This is a genomic window from Limihaloglobus sulfuriphilus (assembly GCF_001999965.1).
GTDB classification, from domain to species: Bacteria; Planctomycetota; Phycisphaerae; order Sedimentisphaerales; family Sedimentisphaeraceae; genus Limihaloglobus; species Limihaloglobus sulfuriphilus.
This window is the reverse complement of record NZ_CP019646.1, coordinates 2,650,672-2,669,668: the sequence shown is the minus strand read 5'-3', so window position 1 is coordinate 2,669,668 and position 18,997 is coordinate 2,650,672. Positions and strand designations below refer to the sequence as shown.

Here is an 18,997-nt window from a genome sequence, read left to right as displayed (position 1 = left end):
ACCCATTAGTGTCCGGTTATAAGTCAAACAATGTCAATTGGTTACAAAGCTGGTCATTTTGGTTCTGGGACAAATCGCCCTTAAACAGCTCAAAAATGGGCTTTTTCTCCAGTTGAGTGATACCCAATACCTGTAGAATTTCTGACATTGGCTGAACTATTTCTTGTTCTTTCCTTACGATAGCTACAATCAAATAGGCACAAATAGCTATCCATATCTGCACCTTTACGGCATTTGGGTTACACCCAAAGAAAGTCTTTATACGTAAATTTTGCTTTATCCATTTGAAGAACAACTCAACCTTCCATCGCATTTTATATAGCTTTGCCACAACTATTGCAGGCAGGCTAAAATTATTAGTCACAAAGACCAAATGCTTCTGTATCTCTTCTGAGTAGTAATGTATTCGCCTCAATGGTTCAGGGTAATATACTGGCGTATCCTTACCTGTCAATATGATTGTCTGGTCGCTTAGAACACCAGAGGTTTTATCTACATGGTGAGAATACCTTCTTTTCCAAAGTATATTCTTTTTAAGCAGAGAGACAAAACTTGCGTTTACTTTTGTAAATGAGTAGAGTCGCTGAAAATCTGTATATGCCCTATCGAAAAGATAAAAGGCTTCAGGCTCCGGCACGATAAAGTCCAGTGCATTTACATCATTAAGTTTGCCGTCTGATATGTGTATAAACTCCGGTATATTGCCTCTCAGGTTGATTTTTGTATGCAATTTAACAGCAGCTTTAGCCTTTCTGAATTTTGCCCATGGAAAAACGGACAGACAAAGGTCGATAGTTGTAGCATCGATAGCATAGATGTTGCCATCCCATTCGATATCTAAAGGCTCATCGGCGTAGAGTGCTCTTGCCTTTGAAATCAGTACCTGGGCAAAGTCGGCGTAGATACGCCAGTCTCTTTGCTCGTTGGCATCGGCTAATGTGCTTTTGGCAATCCTGCATCTTATGCCCATGTGGTACGCTTTCTTACCAATTGCCTTGAATGCCGCTTCTACATCTCGAAGGCTTCTACGGTAGGTGAACTGGGCAAACGCCATCGCTCGAAAATGCTCGTTACATGAAAAGTGTTTAACCTTATGATTGCCTTGGTATTGTTCAACGATATTATTAAATTGCCACCAGGGAATACAGTCCATCAATTGAGAAAATACCATTTTGCCGGAGTTCATTGCATACCTCGAAGTCAAAAAACCTGATTATACAATGATTCTCATTTCAAATCGAAAACAGCCAAAAATTTATGTATTCAATTGTTATATAGAGCTTTATGTTAATCTAAAGTCCAAACGTCCGGACAGTAGTGATTTTTACCGGTTTCGAGACCTAAGTGAGAAATTGGGGTTAAGGACAGAAAAAAGGCCAAGAATTTCAAGGAGCACTGCGAAGAAAGACAGAATCAGCTCAAAAAGGCCATTTTCGTAGAAGATGTATTCCTTGATGAGGCCATTATCCAGTGGAAGGATTTCTGCCTGGGCTTTACAAAGGCTACAAGATACCTCTATACCAGAGAGATTGATAAGTTTGTTCAGGGATATGAGTTATTTCAGTTTATTTGTCATTCTCTGGCTTTTCTGCGGGGGGGTATTTCCGCCGCGGGAACTTAGATTTTTGTATTCACGTCGGGCCAGCCAGGAAGTAAGCTGCTGAAGAAGTTCATTTTTCAGTTGCGCTGAATCAGGGTCGTCCCAAAGGTCATTCAGTTCGGAAGGGTCCTTTTCCATATTAAACAGTTGGCCGTTTTTAGGGTAATTATCATTAGTCTTTTCGTGATAGATGTTTAGTTTATAATTGCCGGATCGCAGCATTGTGCCTAAAACGGGCGGGTCCCAGGGGCTGTTTGAAGAATTTATCCCGCTGTTTCGATAACAGCAAACCGCAAAATCGTGAATGGTTCTGGTAGAATCCTGGGCCAGAGAAAGCAGGCTTTTGGAGTCAGGCATGATGGATTGCAATTGATCTTCTCCAAATCCAGCCGCCTGCAGAATGGTAGCGGCAATATCATGTGGCTGGATCAGGGTTTTTGTTTTGAACGGTTTTAATTGAGCGGGCCATTTTATTATGAGAGGCACCTTGACGGCCTGGTCATAAAAAAAAGCTCCCTTTACCATCAGGCCGTGATCTCCCAGGCAGTCGCCGTGATCGCTTGTGAATATAATGAGGGTGTTTTCTGATATTCCTTTCTTTTCCAGGGCTGCGGTCACCTTTCCGATCTGTTCATCTATGAAAGCTACCGCGGCATTGTATCCCACTCTGATTTTGTGAATATCTTTTTTGCTGAAATCACTGAAGCTGCCGAGGTAGGAATGGTTTCTTTCCAAATCTACGCCGCGGATGTGGTCGGTTTTCGGGTCGGTTGCAATCGGGGCAGGTATAGCGGACTGATCCACTTTATCTTCCATCTGCTCCGGATAATTTTCATAAGGATCGTGCGGGTCGAATAGACTCAATTTACAAAAGAACGGCTGATCCCTCTCGCTGGTGTTTATGAACTCCACCGCTTTTTCCGCTGCCCAGAACGACATGTGAAGATGCGGCGGAATATGGCCTATGGAGCGTTTCTTTTTTTCAAGCTGCCTGCAGAAATGAGGATCCTTTTCCAAGAGCCATTTTTTATAACCATGATATTGAGAATCCATACGTAATGCGGATTCGTTACACCATTCGTAAATATCGAAACCGTCGTTAGGGTGTCTTTTTTCTGCTTCGTAATGATTACTGCTGACATGGAGTTTGCCGAAAAGGGCGGTTTTGTATCCGGTGTCTTTGAGGTGTTTTGTGAAAAGTATTTCGTCTTTGGGCAAGTTGTCGTAAACTTTATAAACCCCGTGATCTTGCATATGTTTACCTGTCATTATGCTTGATCTGGAAGGGGTACAGATGGGGCAATTTACATAACAATTTTCGAATAAAACCCCTTCTTTTGCCATTAAATCCAAGTTTGGGGTTTGGATGGCTTTGTTCCCATAACAACTTAGCGAATCGAATCTTTGTTGATCTGTCATGATCAAGACAACGTTTGGTTTGTTCATTTTGATTCCTCTGAAATCTGCTGGATATTGTCAAAACAATAATATAGTCTAATACAGCAAGAAAGAAATAACATATTGCGAATTTTATTTCACAAATACGGCTCATTTCAAGCAGTGCCCATCCATTTTTATGCGCAAAATGTGAAAACAAATGCATAAAATGATGTTTTAAACAGTTGCTCTAATCTGTAAGATAAGCTAAAGTTAGAGAACAGTTATTTTGAATTGAGAACGAAAATGAACAGAAATTTGCCAAAACCGCTTCGAGGCATAATTGTACCGCTGGTAACACCGCTTTCGGGCAGGGACAGTATAGATGTTAACGGTTTGGAAAGACTTGTCAGCCGTGTCATTAAGGGCGGGGTGTCAGGTATTTTCATACTCGGCACTACCGGAGAGGGGCCCGGTCTTAGTTATCGGCTCCGTACTGAAATGATAGAATTGACCTGCAAATTCAATGCGGGAAGAGTTCCTGTTCTTGCAGGCATAACTGATACTGCTTTTGAAGAATCGGTGAGTGTGGCCCGGACTGCTCAGTTAAATGGTGCCAATGGTTTGGTCCTTGCGCCGCCTTATTATTTTGCGGCTAACCAGAAAGAACTGCTTAGTTATATAGAGCATCTTGTGCCGGAGCTGCCTTTGCCGGTGTATTTGTACAATATGCCGTTTCAAACTAAAGTTTTTATTGAACCTGACACAGTTGCCAGGGCTTCAAAAATTCCGGGGGTCTGGGGCATAAAAGACAGTTCCGCAGATATGGTCTATTTTCATAAACTCCAGAGAATATTTAGAAATGATCCCGAGTTTTCACTTTTAGTTGGGCCTGAAGAGCTGTTAGCCGAATCGCTTATATCTGGTGCACATGGCGGAGTAAACGGTGGAGCTAATCTGCTGCCTCAGCTCTATGTGGCTCTGTATAATAAAGTTATGGAAGGCGATGAGAGGGCTGTTCAGGCTCTGCACAAGCAGGTGATGGATGTTTCGATGTCGGTTTATAGTGTATGCAGCAGCGGCTCGGCTTACTTGAAGGGTCTCAAATGTGCACTTTCTTTGTTTGGAATATGCAGTGATTTCATGGCCGAACCGTTTGGCCGATGCAGCAGCGCCGAAAGAGAAGCTATTCAGGAAAATCTTGTCAGAGCGGGCATTCTAAAACTGGAAGACAGGCAGAAGGTTAAAATTCAGAATACCGCCTCGGCAAGGAGCAGCTTTAGTGGTGCGGGATGCGGTTTAGCAAGGGATGCTTTTGGTGAATAAAGTAAGATACATTGTGGTCGGTGCAGGCCAGAGAGGCCGGGGTTATGCCCAGTTTATCCTCAACAACCCTGATAAAGCTGAACTTGTGGGGGTTGCTGAACCCCGAGATTTCTACCGCAGAAAACTGGGGGATGAGCATAATATCGCCCGGGATAATCTTTGCACTGACTGGCAGCACTTGGCTCAGCGGGAAAAATTCGCAGATGCAGTGATAATTGCCACTCAGGACCAGATGCATAGGGCGCCGGCAGAGGCTTTTACAAGTAAAGGCTATCACATCCTTCTCGAAAAGCCGATGGCGGTGAACGAGCAGGACTGCCGGGCCATAATTCACGCGATTAAGAAGAATAAAGTGATTTTTGCAGTAGGACATGTTCTTCGGTACACTCCCTACACAATAAAATTCAAGCAAATACTTGATTCCGGCAGAATCGGCGAGATTGTTAGTATTCAGCACCTCGAGCCGGTCGGTTACTGGCATCAGGCCCACTCATATGTCAGGGGAAACTGGTGCAAAGAAACTGATTCGACTTTTATGCTGATGTCCAAGTCATGTCATGATATAGATTGGATAAGATATATAGCCGGCTCGAAATGCAGAAAGGTCAGTTCGTTCGGCAATTTGAAGCATTTTCGAAAAGAAAATAAGCCCGCCAAAGCTGCCGGGCGGTGTCTGGATTGCGAAATAGAAAAACAGTGCCCGTACTCGGCAGTCAAAAATTATATCGGGATGTTTAAAGCCGGCCATACCATTTGGCCCGTCTCCTACATTACATCTGATGTGACACTTGATGGGCTGAAAAAAGCACTGCGAGAAGGGCCTTACGGTGTCTGTGTTTATGACTGTAATAATGATGTGGTTGATCATCAGGTTGTAAATCTCCTTTTTGAAAACGGCGTAACAGCTTCGTTTACGATGACCGCATTTACAAAATTTGATCACAGGAAAACCAGAATTTTCGGGACGAAAGGACAAATTGAAGGCAACGGTTCCAAAATTGAGGTTTATGATTTTGTGACAGATCAGACCGAAGTTATCAATACAGACGCTTCCTCTAACGGTATTGTTGGCGGACACGGCGGAGGCGATCAGGGGCTAATGGAGAGATTCACGGCCGCAGTGCAGAAAAACGATAGAACTCTGGTTCTTTCAGGACCCGATGAAACCCTGGAATCGCACAGGATCGTCTTTGCGGCTGAAATGTCGAGAATAGAAGACAAAGTGATTATTTTTGAATAATCGTGAAAAATCAACTATAGGCGGCTGGTTATGAAAAAGAGAACTGGTTTTACACTTGTAGAACTGCCGGCAGTTATTTCGATCATTGCTTTGATATAGAGACAAAGCCAGATATTTCAGAATGGTTCGCGAAATGAAAATCAGGAATATAGGAACAGGAGCTTTTGCATACTATGGATAACTTGAAAGAACAAAGGATTGTTGCATCTCTGACCGGCGGTGAAATAGACCGGATACCGGTAATGCCGAAAATCTGGGTTGATTTTTCAGCTAAAGTCACCGGCACTGACATCAGAGAAGTCATCGAAAATCCTGTGACCGCTTTAGATGTCATCGCCAGGGCAGGGCAGCAGCTTGATTTTGATGCCGTTAGGCAGTTCCCGTTTCCTGCTAAAAAAATAATTAAAGAAGACGCAAAGCTGTTCGAAGTAGATAATAGAAATAAAAAGATCGGTGTGATAGATCTTCAGGGGGGACTTTCGACGCTTTTGTTTGAAAGTGAAGACTACAACATAAATGACCCTGTCATGATGAGTTATTTTCAGTTTTACAAACCATCAATTCCGCCGGTCAGATCCAAACAGGATGCCGAAAACATCGCGGTTCCGGATGCAAAAATTTTCGATGAACTGAAATGGTATTCTAATCAGAAAGAAGTAATGGATAGATATCCGCAGCTTTGCTACGTTGCGGACTGTAATTCTGCGACAATGTCATTTTATGTGGTTCTTCGGGGAATCGAAAATGCCATGTTCGATTTGATCGAGAATCCCGGTCTTGTTCACGCGGTTATGGAAAAGGGCGCGGCGATAGCTATCCAAAGAGGTAAGTACTGGCTGGACAAGGGATTCAGGGTGTTAAGGCTGAACGATTCTACAGGGAACTTGAGTTTGATCTCCGCCGGGCACTGGCGGGAGTTTATCTACCCTCACATCAAAGATGTTTGTGATGAGCTTCACAGCTACAACAAAGACGCTTTGATCTATTGTCATATCTGCGGTGATATCCTGGATATAGCTGAAGATCTGGTAGAGACGGGGCTTGACTGTATCGGGCCTCTGGATCCTCTGGGCGGTTTTACTGTCAAGCAGATCCGCAACAGGGTTGGTAGCGATATTGCCTTGATGGGGGGAGTTGACACGCTCTCGCTTTTGAATAAAAAGCCTCAGGAAATAAAAGCTGAAGCTGTGGATTGTATTGAGCAGGGAGGGGAAAACGGCAGATATATTCTCAGCAGCGGGTGTGTAGTCCCGCGTGATTGCAGTGAATCAAATATAAAGGCTATGGTTGATGCGGCGAAAACTTATTTGACCAGGAAAGGTGACTAATTTGGATATTAAGATCGGATATATAGATACGATAGCCATCGTAGGGTATTTCGTGGTGATGGCAGTGATAGGTTACATTTGTTCCCGAAAAAATAAGTCCACGGAAGAGTATTTTGTAGGCGGCAGATCTTTTGGCGGCTGGGTAATCGGACTAAGTTTAGTAGGAACCTCCATCAGCTCAATCTCTTTTCTTGCCTATCCGGCCGATTCTTTTAAAACTTCCTGGATTCGGTATCTGCCCAATATTGCTTTGCCTATCGCAGTCCTGATCGCTTCGAGAACTTTTCTAAAGTTTTTCAGGGACAAAAGAACCACTTCTGCTTATCAATTTCTGGAAGCCAGATTTGGCACTTCGATCAGAATTTACGCTACAATGGCCTTTATTGTAGCCGAATCGATCAGACTGGGTATTGTTCTCTACCTGACTTCCCTGATAGTGCACGAATTAACAGGTTTGCCAATAGATCTTTGTATTATCGTCGCAGGCGGGTTCGTTTCAATCTATACCATTGTCGGGGGAATTGATGCTGTAATCTGGACAGACGTTCTGCAGACGCTGGTTCTGGTTGGCGGAGGAATACTCTGCCTGGCGATGGTTGTTGCTAAAGTTCCCGGCGGCATAGCGGAAGTTTTCCGGGTAGGACTCGAAAACAATAAATTCAGTTTCTCAGAAAACATCAACGGCACTTTGCAGAATCTGGATTTTTTCGGACCGTTGAGCGAGAAAACAATTTTCATGCTGATACTGGTTGGCTTCACAACATGGATGACAAGTTATAGTTCCAACCAGAACATAATTCAGAGATACTGCGCCACAAGGGATCTGAAAGAAACTAAAAAAGCGATGTGGGTTTGCGTATGGTCGAGTTTGCCGATATGGGCATTTTTTATGTTCCTTGGCACGGCTCTGTTTGCTTTCTTTCATCATTTCCCCACGGAAGAAACCCAACAGATACTTGCCGGCGAAAGAAAGGCCGAACAGGTACTGCCGTTCTTTATAATAAATTATCTGCCCTCGGGAGTGACTGGAATTGTAATAGCGGCAACTTTGGCGGCGGCTATGTCATCCCTTGACTCAGGTATCAATGCGATCTCGACGGTTAGCGTGGTTGATATTTATAAAAGAGTTTTCGTTACAAAAAAAGCGGACAAACATTACCTCAAAGCCGCCTGGTTTTTCGCCTCGTTAGCTTCTGTCGTTATGATAGGCGGAGCTTTAATAATCTCCCATACAGATACGAATACATTGCAGGATACGGGACTGATACTTGCTTCGGTTGTTTCCGGCGGTATGCTTGGAATCTACATACTGGGATTTTTCACAAAAATCAGGGGAGTCAGAAGCGTTTGGGCCGGTATCGCCACAACTCTCAGTTTTACGGTCTGGACAGTCCTTTCTTCGAAGGACCTGCTGCCCGATGCTATCAGTTTCAGATACGATCTATACTATACTACTATATTTGGAAATCTGATCATGTTTTTCGTAGGATTTGGAGTGTATAACATCTTTTTCAAATCCAAATCTGAAGTGTTAGAAGAAGACATTGATTCAGAAACGCAGCGTCAGGAAAAAGTATATAACTGATAGCGGTACAGGGTCTTTGTTCCTTGTTTTATCTAATATTTTGTTCGCGGCAATGCGCAAAATGTGAAATTTAAAACGCAAAGTGGGATTGCGGTCAGAGGCCGTATTTGCTAAACTGATTCTACAGAAAGAATAATTGTTCAGTGGGGACAATGCATGAACGTTTACAGAGACGTTTATAGAGAAAGAAAGTTTATTTTTTGGAGGAACCAAAAATGAGAGCAAAAATCTGTACAGTTTTAACCTCAATGTTAGTGGTAGCTTTGGCCGGCTCGGCCAGTTTTGGATCTATCATCTATGAATCATTTGATTACGAAGCGGGCAGCCTGGTCGGTCAAAACGGCGGTCAGGGCTGGGGCGGTTCCTGGAATATGCCCTCGACAAATGGAACCCAGGAAGTAACGGCTGAAAGTCTCAGCTTCAGCAGCTATCAAACCAGCGGCGGGGCGTTGAAGCTGGTAAAACAAGCCGACCCAGGGACTTTTGTCAGTGTAGGTGTACGTCGTCAGCTTGGCTTTGACTTCACCGCAGGCGATGATGTTTGGGTCAGTTTCCTATCAAAATCTGATGGTGAACTTTCGGCTATGGCCAGCAGAACGGCTGAAGTAAGGCATGGAGCAACTCTCGGGACTACCAAATTAAGAATACGCCCCAAAGGTTCAGGATCCCAGGGCATTATGGTTGCTTATGACGGTTCGGCTAGTAATTCGGCGGCTAAAAGTGCTCAGGACGGCAGAACATATCTCAACATCGTAAGATTTGGAGATATAGGAACCGCCGATGGCAAATTTGCTGTCATGTGGACTTTCGAGGAAGCCGGGTACAACGCAATGATCGCCGACGGCATCATCACAGAAGATGAATTGAACCAGAATTACTACTTAAATGCTCAGGATCCGCATGAAAACAGAACTCTAAATTCATTGGATTCGGTTTACATCAATCTTTCGGATAGCCAGGACCCAAATTTTGGGTACTACTTCGATGAACTTCGTTACGGCACAAGTCTAAGCGATGTTTTGGTAATACCTGAGCCCATGACCATGCTTTTACTCGGCTTTGGCGGTTTAGCTGTTTTAAGAAAAAAAAGTTAATTAAATCAGGAGTAATATAATTATGAAAAAATCAGTAATTTCAATACTTATACTAATAACGACGATTCCGGGCTTAGCAGCAACTATTTGTACAGAGCCGTTTGACTACCCTGTCGGAAGCCTGGAAGGGCAAAACGGCGGAACAGGCTGGGGCGATGCCTGGACTTTCCCCTCGACAAGCGGCACGCAGGAAGTAGTCGCTGAGAGCCTCTTATTTAGCGATTTACCTGTAAGCGGCGGTGCCTTGAAGCTGGTGGACACTGATCCTGCCTGGAGCGTTGTCGGTGTCAGAAGGCAGTTAGGTTTTGATTTTCCAACAGGTGCGGATTTGTGGGTTAGTTTTTTGGCAAGAATTGACCAGCCTGAGCCTGACAATGCAAGCCGGACAGCTGAATTTCGCCACGGGCCGACAGTTGGTACAACAAAATTGCGAATGGCGCCCAAAGGAACGAATTCCCAGGGTGTCAGGATTGCTTACGACAGTGATGCCAGTAATTCAGCCTCAGAGAATGTACAGGACGGCAGAACCTACCTGTTCCTTTGCAGATTCGGTGATATTGGTACCGCTGACGGCAAATTTGCTGTGATGTGGGTCCTCGAGGAAGCCGGCTACGATGCGATGGCGGCCGATGGGCTGATCACAGAAGATGAACTGGCCGACAATGCTTATCTAATCGCGCAGGATCCGCACGCAAACAGGAAACTCGATGCTCTGGATTCTGCTTATCTGCTTCTGGCCAATAGTCAGGGCGATACATTTGGCTACTATTTCGATGAATTGCGGTACGGCATGAGCATTCAGGATGTAATTCCGGACGAGACAGAAGCAAGAGAGCCAAGTCCGTTCTGGGGTGAAAGTGATGTTAAACCCACTGCCGAACTGACCTGGACAGCCGGAACTGATGCGACAGCCCACCAGGTTTACTTCGGAACTGACCGTGATGCAGTTACCAACGCAACTACATCTGATCCGATGGGGGTTTATATGGGCCAGTTTGACGCGGCTCAATACTCACCGACAGGTATGGAAACAGCAACCAGATATTTCTGGCGTGTTGACGAAGTAACTTCATCGGGTGTCAACAAAGGTTATGTATGGGACTTCTGGACACTTGCAAATATCTCAATCGATGATTTCGAAAGCTATGCAGATACTGCTCAGCTCAGAGAAGTATGGCAGGATTATATTGTCAATGATTCAGGTGCAACGACTGAGTATTCTACAGTCTCAAATAACGGAACCGGTTCTATGATGTACACTTATGAAAGCCAGTACGGCGATTCCTACGCGGATTTAGTGTATCTTTCAGCTCAGGACTGGGATATGGGCGGTATCATGCTCGTGATGGACATCTGGTTCAGAGGCACAGCAGGTAATTCGACTGATGAAACTATGTATGTCACTGTAGAGGATTCGACCGGCAGTGCAACTGTTAACTATCCAAACTCGGCTGATTTAACCGATGAAACCTGGAGGGTCTGGCACATAGACCTCAGCGAGTTCAGCGGCGTTGACCTGACGGATGTAAGAAAATTCACTATCGGATTTACCGGCGGTTCATTTGGTTCCGGCGAGGTGTACTTTGATGATATCGGAATTCATCCTTGCCGGCCTGGTGCTCTGGTTAGTGACCTCAATGGTGACTGCACTGTGGACATTCAGGATTTTGGGGTCCTGGCCCGGGAATGGCTCCAGGTTAAAACTTACTGACCTTAATCTAAGTAGAACTTAATAAGGGGAGGTTTGATCCTCCCCTTTTTTTAACTATCCAGTTTGGAATCTGTTATGAAGGCCAAAATCATTTTGATCTGCATTATTAGCTTGCTTTGCGCATCAATTTCATCCGCGTTGAATGTTTCGGCTGTACTTGGCAGCGATGGTACTGATTTTGACCCCTGGAACCAGCAAAGGTGGGCAGGCTGGTACGAAAACGGCATTCTTGTTGAACCATTCATCATTGACATGTCTGTTACTTTTAAGGCCAGAAGCGAGCCGTGGGAAGTTGATACAGGCAATTTAAATCCTTATCAAGGCAATCAGCCGCAATTGCTTGTTCTTTCCGCAGATGCGGATATTGTCCTTGACGGAAACAATGTCACTATTGACAGCCGTAAACCCCGTATAAAAAGCTGGTCTTTGCAGGATCTTTACAGCAATGTTGTTGACACGACGCAGGATTATGACAGAACGGTGGGTGTCTATCTTGCCCAGTCTGATCCGATTGATAATAACAGCCGGGGCAGCACGATTAAAAATCTGACGTTGAAAGGTTTTGTTCATGGAATTGCGGCAAATCATTTTCATCTCCGGGATGTTTATGTGGAAAATGTAACGCTGGAGCGAAACATCTGGGGATTGTTTCCGCGAGGTGCAAATGCTGCTGTTACCAACAGTTATATAGCTGAAAATGTATTGGGCGGGTTATACGGCGAGTACAATTCACGAAACTGGGTCTTCACTAATAATACATTTCGGGACAACAATACAAATGGTATCCGCTCGTATGGCGATATGGCGCTGGATGCCTGTTACAATTATGTTGTTTCCGATAATGAATTTCTGGGTGCCCGTTATGCCACCCAATCGTCTTTTGGCACATATTATCACACCTCTATTTCTTTGTACCGAAATGCCGGTGAACAGGAGGATATCCGGGAGTTTGCCGCAAGAAATATTTTAATAAAAGACAATTCTTTCACCGGCTATAATATAGCTGTCGATCATGCCCCTAGAACCGGCTGGGACCATTGGCTGGATCAGTCCGGCGAGACAAGATGCTATACTGCATACAATACAATAGAAAACAATACTTTTGAGAATTGTAAAATAGGAGTCCTCTTAAGGAATAATTACAACAAAATACTTAACAATACTTTTTTGAACGTTCCAAAAGAAATAGTTATGCATAATGTCTTTTATTCGATGCACCATAACACAATAGATCAGCCGGGAACGGATGTGTGGCTGTGGTCTGTTGACAGCGATTACGAAGATTATGCACAATACATTCCTTACGCCAATGCCGGCGCCGGGATACCTGCCTGGGAGAAATTCTATCATGTTATCTGTCCGGGGCAGTATCCTGATTTTCACTATGACGGCCAGGCTGAGCTGCTCGTTGCGGAGACATTGTTAGTGCCTCAAGAATGTGATATCAATAGTGACACAATCGTCAACCTGGCAGACTTTAATTTACTCGCATCCGATTGGCTCAGTTCCGGCAGTTCTATCCCGTTTTCCCGAATGTCCACAGATATAAACTCATCAGGTATTGTAAACTCTGGTGATTTGGTTTATTGCGGAAAAGGATGGCACAAAGAAAACGATAAGATTGATGCGTACGCCTCCGGCGGAAAACCCGTTGATATAGCTACAGGGAATATGGCCAAATATGAACCCGGTGACGAGATTGCGGTGATATGGAACCGGCCTGTTTCAAGAATTAACAGCACGGACTATTTCACCGTGATAATTTATAATCAAGACGGGGTTGAATTGGACCGATGCGCTAGGAGTGAAACGAGATGGGCAAAGATTGCAGCGGGCAATTTCCTGCCGGATACCGGCTATATCAAAGAAAATGACAATTACGAGATTGCCGCAGTCCCAACCGTTCCCGATACGAATGGCTGCTATCCGTTGTATATTTTTAGAAAAGGTTTTGCCGAACCCGCAGTTGTTCTGCTGGAAGACAATACAATTCCGTTCGCAGATATTGTCGGCGGTGATTTTGACGACGGTTCAGATGAATATCAGGAAATCGCATATAAACTCGAAGGGACTGATACCATTCGCTATGCAAAGCCGAGTAATACCGCCTGGTCTGCGGTTTCCCGCAATGCTGCGACCGATATTACCGGCATCACGGCGGGGGACTTCGACGGCGATTCTTTAGATTCAGAAGTAGCGGCTGTTACAGCCTCGCCGGGCCCCGCCCTGATTTATCGGGCTGGTTCAGACAGCCACCATGCTGCCGCCGGAAATACCGGCCGCAAATGGATTCTATGTGCAGCAGGCAATTTTGACGGAGCCCTCAGAGCAAAAGATGAAATTGCACTAATTTCAGATACGCCGGTGAATGGGATTTATGAAATAGCTTACTTTGCGCTGCGAAGTGATGTCCCGTTTAAAGTTTCCCGTTCAAAATCGCTGAGCTTAAAACCCGCCTCTGTCGTTTCAGGCAAGTTCATCGTTGATGAGAAATTGAATAAATATGAGACTCTTGAAAATATTTCAGAAGAAGATTTTTTTGCTGAAATTGATAACTGGGGTGACCACCTGGCGGTCTTGCCGGAATTCAAATTGAGTGAATCTTATCCAATCTTCTGGCTTTGTACGAGTATTACGCAAGATGAACAATCTCACTACCGTCTTATTCCGCTGTTGAGATAATAAACTGGTTTATATTGGAGAGAACATGAGTTGCATACCCGCAAACAAACAAATTCTACTTTTATTCTGCGCCCTTTTGGCGTTGAGCTGCAGCGGTCAGGTACTGTTCTATAACTCATTTGAAAATCCGGAATTTGAAGCGGATTATGCCGCCGGTACTGCCAAGGCTCTCTATCATGATATGCTCAAACCGGTTGAGGGTAAAACTGGACAGGGTATATGGTGCAAACCAAACGAGTATATTAGATTCGAAACAGACGAAAATATCAGCCTGGAAGAAGGAACAATTCTTTTTTGGGTAAAACCAAATTATACCCCCCCAAGGTTCAGGCAAGAGTTCGGCCGGGAGATGCAGGCACTGTTTAGTATCAGGATCAGGACAGATCATCTGATCCAGCTTCGATTGATAAATGACAAAACCGCGCCCAGACTCCGGCTCATGACCGGAGGAGATAATAACAAGAAAAGCAATATCAATATTGATATTCCCGGCTGGCAAAAAGATCAGTGGCATCAGATAATGATCTCATGGAAGCAGCCGGGCAGACTTGCTCTGGCAGTTGATGACCAAAAACCGGTAGCAGCAGAAGATGCTCATCTTCCCCTTATGCCCGAAGCGATGCTTTACGATATGTTTTTCGGGACCAATTCCAAGCAGAGCCGTGTTTTCCAAATGGAGCATTTCGACGGCGTAATAGACGAGGTTTATATTTTCGATGAATGGCTTGTCAGAGACAAACCTCAAATAAAACCGAAAGCGAAGAAACCTAAATTGCCGTCTCATGTTACTGCTCAACCTGATTGGGTAAGCGAAAATTCACAAAGACTCAATTTTTATGTAAAACCTGAATCAAGCCAGTGGCAGAATGTTCCTGTTAAATCCGATATTGATTTGGGCCTTGATTGGAAAAAGCTCTCGCCGCAGCGGAAAAGGGCGGCAATCAATAATTTCCGTCTCGTTCGGTTTGACACCCGGACAGGCCGGCCGGTTGTCTATGATGAAAAATTAGACGGCCATAAAAAGTACTTTAGGCCTTTTACTGTTACCTCGGAAATCTATTCAGCAAGTAAGGCGGTACTGCGATTTGTTCACGCCGGAACCGAAGAAGCCGGCTACAGTTTCTGCTATGATCTAAATCATGTTTACGATTCACCCTTCCCGCTTGAGATACCTATGGTAGGAAACGGTGACAGGCTCCGGATCGGCTTAAAAACAAGCATAGGAAACCTGGCAGGGACGATCGCGGGTGTTTTCGATGTAGGAGACATTGATGGTGATGGCGATTTGGATATTTGGCTCAATTCAGGTACAGTAAGAACTCCAAAATGCAGCGATCTGATGACAGGGCATTATTTCTATGAGAATATTTCCAATGAAACCGGTGTAGAAAATATTTATGCTCCGGCTAAACTGATTATTCGGGATAATACTCCGACAGGTTACATTTCCGGAGTTGTTATCCCTGTAATTGCTGACATAAATCATGATGGAAAAGATGACCTGCTGATGCTTGGCCGCTCATGTCAGGAGTGGTGGGAATGGGAATTTATAAATGATAAGCCGGTTGTTACAAAAATTCATAAACTCCGGTTTGAAGGGCCTGTGCTGGATACGGAAATAAAGACATTCTGGTTTGACTGGGATGGCGATGGTCTGGGAGATGTCATTACAAGTGAACTTCCAAATATCGGCAAAGATGAAGTCACGCCGATCGTTCGGGTGTACAGAAATGTCGGCACAAAAGAAAATCCGGCAATAGATACCAATAATCCTCAGGATATCGCTGTTGATAAAGTAGATCTGCAGTGGTGCTATATTCCCGTTGACTGGGACTGTGACGGGGATATTGATTTCATCTCTTCAGGCTTTACACACGAAATGTATTTTCACGAGAATATCGGCGGCACAAAAACAGCCCCAAAATTTGCTGCTGCAAAGCGTCTTAAAACCATGGATCGCAGGGAGATAACGATTCCCAATTCCGTAGTTACAATTAAAATAGCGGACAAGGACCAGGATGGCGATATGGATATTCTGTGGGGTTCCGAGGCGGGTTGTATAGGGTTTGTCGAAAATATTGCCGGCCCCGGCAGAATGCCTGTTCTTCGAAATACCGTTTACCTCCAGCAGGTAAGGCCGATATTAGATGCCGGCGCCATCAATATTCCCAAGCTCGTGGACTGGGATGATGATGGTGATAAGGATATCATTGCCGGAGCCAGTAACGCGATTGTCTATTTTGAGAACCAGGGCAGCGATGATCGGCCTCTCTGGAAGTGGGGAGAAGATATGACTGCGGGCGGTTTCCCGATATGGTTGCCGGCAGGTGATGACGGCTCTGTGCAGGGGATTGAGGAATTGGGTTGGCAATACAATAATCCTGAAGTCGCCGACTGGGATGGCGATGGATTAAAGGATCTAATCATGAGTGGAATCAGGGGCGAACACCACTTCTTTAAAAATATTGGCCGAAAAGGTTCCCCTCGTCTGGCGAAAGGACAGCTCATAAAAGTTGATTGGCAGGGTGAACCGTTAAAACCGGCCTGGCTGCCGTTTCAGCCGGTGGGAAATGAACTGATAACCGTTTGGCGAACTAAGCCGGTTGCGATGGACTGGAACAATGACGGTCTTTGCGATTATATAACCCTGGATCATAAAGGGGCTATGGCACTGTATCTGCGGGCTGAAGACCCAAATGGGAAACTAATCTTGAAGCCGGGCAAAAACATCTTTGAGATTGACGGTCCATACAGTCAGGGACTGGTTTGGAACAGGCCTGAAAACGCGACTCGGGGACGCTCGGGCAGAACTATTATAAATATAACAGACTGGGATAAAGATGGCGACTATGACCTGGTTTATGATAATGTCAATGCCAGATATTATGAAAACACCAGAGATAACCAAAGACCTCTATGGGTTGACAGGGGCGATCTGGTTAAAGAACGTTTGACTAACCACAACGCCGGGCCTGCTTTAGTCGATTGGGACAATGACGGCAGCCTGGATCTGTTTGTCGGCTCAGAATCCGGCAGAATATTCTATTTTTCAAGAGCTTATATCGACGGACCGGCTCCAACCGTGATCCAAATCAAAAATGAGGAACAAAAATGAGTTATGATTTCAAAGAAAAGACTTACTGGAACGCATGCCCCGTTAAGAATTACGGGTCAATTTTATATCTTTTGCCCAAACAAAACACCGGCCTGCTGAAAGGTCCGTTTCTTGATGAGATCGGGCTAAAGCATTTTGAAGTTGACGGCAAGGTGGTCAAAACCAAAGATGATGCGACAATGTACCGTCAGTTCGATTATTCACCCGGGCGGATGCATACCGAGTTCAAAAATTTTATATGCCCTTTCATTAGCTTTGAAGAAGAGTTGACAGCTGCCGGCGGTGAATCTTATCGGCTGCGGTACACCCTCCGCAACAGGGCGCACGAGGACAAAGAAGTTACTCTGGCATTCAATTTCCTCTCTGACCGCAAGCTGGAGAAGGTAGAAAAAGACAGCCGATCTACCAGGCTTTTCTACGATCTGAACAAAAAAGATGTAAAACCAGGCCAGGGCATAAGTGACTTTTCCTATCTTTTCGAGTGGTATATTGAAAACAAAGATTTTCAAATTTCCATCGAATACCCTCAAAGTGAGACAAGCCTGCTCTCTAACAAGCAAATTCTCGCCGAGCAGGAAGTTGTAGTTTCGCAGGGCAGCCGGGTTTTGCATAAAGCAATGATCAAATCAGGCCAAACCTATGTGTTTGATGTTAAATTAAATCTTTCAGCAAGCCTTGAAACTTACAAACCCGGCTATGTTGGAAAGGAGTGGTCAGATTTTGTTGAAAAACTCCCCGTTCCTGAATTCAAAAACGAACAGGAGAAATTCGTTTATTATAAGTCCTGGCACGTTCTGTTTTCAAATGAGGTACACAGACGAGGTGTTGACTGGGTTATAGCCGGTCTTAGATTCCCCTCGATTTGGGTCTGGGACACATCTCCTTTCGTAGCCGATGCATATATGAGTTTCGATCCGGGACTTGTCCAGGGGATGATATTGGATCAACTAAAATCTATAAAAACATCCGGCATGATGCCTTTGCACGCCATCTTAGGCTATATGCAGCCAGAACAGCAAAAAGATGATATCACCCAGATACCTCTTGTCGCCAAAGCCGCATGGGACGTTTTCAAAATTTCAAAAGATCTTGTATTTGCGAAAAAGTGCTATGAATCGTTCAGTTTCAATTATCAGTGGTTTGAGAGCAGCAGAAAACCCAATGACAATGTCCCGCTTTGGGGAATAGACGATAAAAGAGCTCCGTATTTTTACGGCCCCGAATCCGGTATGGATGACTGTCCGATCTATGATAACGGGCCGGTCTATTCAGTCGGTATAAATTCCGCGAAATTCTCTTTTGAAGGAGCAATGGCAGCATTCGCTTCAGTTCTGGGACAAGAAGACCAGGCCAAAGATTGGCAGGAAAAACAGAAAACCACCCGCAAATTCATGCTGGAGAATATGTGGCACGAAAAGGATAGTTTTTGTTATCCGTTAACCTATGAACTGAAAAAAGTAGATATCAAAACATCTGATATCTATCCTGCGTTATATGTCGGTGTGCTTGATAGTGATAAGATCAAAAAAGTTGCCCGGGTACTCGAATCTGAATTTTTGACCAGGTGCGGAATGACCAGCGTTTCCATGAAGGAAGAATGTTTTAATCCTGATGTTTACGCACGAGGATCAGTTTGGCCGTTTATGAATTACATGGTACACAAAGGACTCACCTCTGCCGGTTGCCGTGAATTGGCTGATAAGGTGCTGGATGCAGTTATCAAAACATTGGTTGATTTCCCCGGCGTATTTGAGTGCTTCAACCCTGTTGAGTATAAACTTGGAAGGGTTAAGGACGGCCCCGTTTGTACAGCTCACATGAGTTTCTGTGCCGCGGGTGTAATATGTATGCTTCTGGAAAGATGAGCCTGGAACAGAAAAAGAAATTACACGATATTCATTACTAAAAAAACGGCCCCGCCGAAGCGGAGCCGTTTTTG

General features: G+C 44.7%; 12 protein-coding genes. 10 read left to right on the top strand and 2 right to left on the bottom strand.

Annotated features, from left to right (window positions below; translation table 11 throughout):
* Positions 1 to 16 precede the first annotated feature (16 nt).
* Together SMSP2_RS10185 and SMSP2_RS10180 are read right to left on the bottom strand one after the other, a co-directional pair.
* Positions 17 to 1,186 (bottom strand): IS4 family transposase, encoded by a 1,170-nt coding sequence (locus SMSP2_RS10185; protein ID WP_222566324.1) that lies wholly within the window; start codon positions 1,184 to 1,186, stop codon positions 17 to 19.
* A gap of 369 nt (positions 1,187 to 1,555) precedes the next feature.
* On the bottom strand, positions 1,556 to 3,046 hold the full coding sequence (locus SMSP2_RS10180) for a sulfatase family protein (protein WP_146683848.1): 1,491 nt from the start codon (positions 3,044 to 3,046) through the stop codon (positions 1,556 to 1,558).
* Positions 3,047 to 3,283: 237 nt separating this feature from the next.
* Between SMSP2_RS10180 and SMSP2_RS10175 the strand changes: the two genes are divergently transcribed.
* The 10 genes from SMSP2_RS10175 (at position 3,284) to SMSP2_RS10130 (ending at position 18,923) form a co-directional block, all read left to right on the top strand.
* The gene (locus SMSP2_RS10175) at positions 3,284 to 4,303 is read left to right on the top strand and encodes a dihydrodipicolinate synthase family protein (RefSeq protein ID WP_146683847.1); all 1,020 of its coding nucleotides are present in this window, start codon (positions 3,284 to 3,286) and stop codon (positions 4,301 to 4,303) included.
* Positions 4,287 to 5,543: a Gfo/Idh/MocA family protein gene (locus SMSP2_RS10170; RefSeq protein WP_146683846.1), complete on the top strand. Its 1,257-nt coding sequence runs from the start codon at positions 4,287 to 4,289 to the stop codon at positions 5,541 to 5,543. The genes SMSP2_RS10175 and SMSP2_RS10170 overlap by 17 nt, the downstream gene beginning before the upstream one ends.
* A gap of 30 nt (positions 5,544 to 5,573) precedes the next feature.
* Entirely contained in the window at positions 5,574 to 5,642 is a 69-nt protein-coding gene (locus tag SMSP2_RS15295; protein WP_146684884.1) for a prepilin-type N-terminal cleavage/methylation domain-containing protein, read from the top strand.
* Between the two features lie 74 nt (positions 5,643 to 5,716).
* Complete coding sequence (locus SMSP2_RS10160) at positions 5,717 to 6,871, top strand: uroporphyrinogen decarboxylase family protein (protein ID WP_146683845.1); 1,155 nt, start codon at positions 5,717 to 5,719, stop codon at positions 6,869 to 6,871.
* Between the two features lies 1 nt (position 6,872).
* On the top strand, positions 6,873 to 8,456 hold the full coding sequence (locus SMSP2_RS10155) for a sodium:solute symporter family protein (RefSeq protein ID WP_222566322.1): 1,584 nt from the start codon (positions 6,873 to 6,875) through the stop codon (positions 8,454 to 8,456).
* Between the two features lie 215 nt (positions 8,457 to 8,671).
* Positions 8,672 to 9,550, top strand: coding sequence for a PEP-CTERM sorting domain-containing protein (locus tag SMSP2_RS10150; protein WP_146683844.1), 879 nt, complete (start codon positions 8,672 to 8,674; stop codon positions 9,548 to 9,550).
* 22 nt (positions 9,551 to 9,572) lie between these two features.
* Positions 9,573 to 11,261, top strand: a complete 1,689-nt coding sequence (locus SMSP2_RS10145) for a hypothetical protein (RefSeq protein WP_146683843.1) — start codon at positions 9,573 to 9,575, stop codon at positions 11,259 to 11,261.
* A 75-nt stretch (positions 11,262 to 11,336) separates the two neighbouring features.
* On the top strand, positions 11,337 to 13,943 hold the full coding sequence (locus SMSP2_RS10140) for a right-handed parallel beta-helix repeat-containing protein (protein ID WP_146683842.1): 2,607 nt from the start codon (positions 11,337 to 11,339) through the stop codon (positions 13,941 to 13,943).
* A 25-nt stretch (positions 13,944 to 13,968) separates the two neighbouring features.
* The gene (locus SMSP2_RS10135; RefSeq protein ID WP_146683841.1) at positions 13,969 to 17,058 is read left to right on the top strand and encodes a LamG domain-containing protein; all 3,090 of its coding nucleotides are present in this window, start codon (positions 13,969 to 13,971) and stop codon (positions 17,056 to 17,058) included.
* Positions 17,055 to 18,923, top strand: a complete 1,869-nt coding sequence (locus SMSP2_RS10130) for an MGH1-like glycoside hydrolase domain-containing protein (RefSeq protein ID WP_146683840.1) — start codon at positions 17,055 to 17,057, stop codon at positions 18,921 to 18,923. Before SMSP2_RS10135 ends, SMSP2_RS10130 begins: the two co-directional genes overlap by 4 nt.
* Positions 18,924 to 18,997: the final 74 nt, after the last annotated feature.

Bases quoted from the DNA above. Each gene is read 5' to 3' on its own strand.
- SMSP2_RS10185 (WP_222566324.1), bottom strand. From the start codon at position 1,186: ATGAACTCCGGCAAAATGGTATTTTCTCAATTGATGGACTGTATTCCC.
- SMSP2_RS10180 (WP_146683848.1), bottom strand. From the start codon at position 3,046: ATGAACAAACCAAACGTTGTCTTGATCATGACAGATCAACAAAGATTC.
- SMSP2_RS10175 (WP_146683847.1), top strand. From the start codon at position 3,284: ATGAACAGAAATTTGCCAAAACCGCTTCGAGGCATAATTGTACCGCTG.
- SMSP2_RS10170 (WP_146683846.1), top strand. From the start codon at position 4,287: ATGCTTTTGGTGAATAAAGTAAGATACATTGTGGTCGGTGCAGGCCAG.
- SMSP2_RS10160 (WP_146683845.1), top strand. From the start codon at position 5,717: ATGGATAACTTGAAAGAACAAAGGATTGTTGCATCTCTGACCGGCGGT.
- SMSP2_RS10150 (WP_146683844.1), top strand. From the start codon at position 8,672: ATGAGAGCAAAAATCTGTACAGTTTTAACCTCAATGTTAGTGGTAGCT.
- SMSP2_RS10145 (WP_146683843.1), top strand. From the start codon at position 9,573: ATGAAAAAATCAGTAATTTCAATACTTATACTAATAACGACGATTCCG.
- SMSP2_RS10140 (WP_146683842.1), top strand. From the start codon at position 11,337: ATGAAGGCCAAAATCATTTTGATCTGCATTATTAGCTTGCTTTGCGCA.
- SMSP2_RS10135 (WP_146683841.1), top strand. From the start codon at position 13,969: ATGAGTTGCATACCCGCAAACAAACAAATTCTACTTTTATTCTGCGCC.
- SMSP2_RS10130 (WP_146683840.1), top strand. From the start codon at position 17,055: ATGAGTTATGATTTCAAAGAAAAGACTTACTGGAACGCATGCCCCGTT.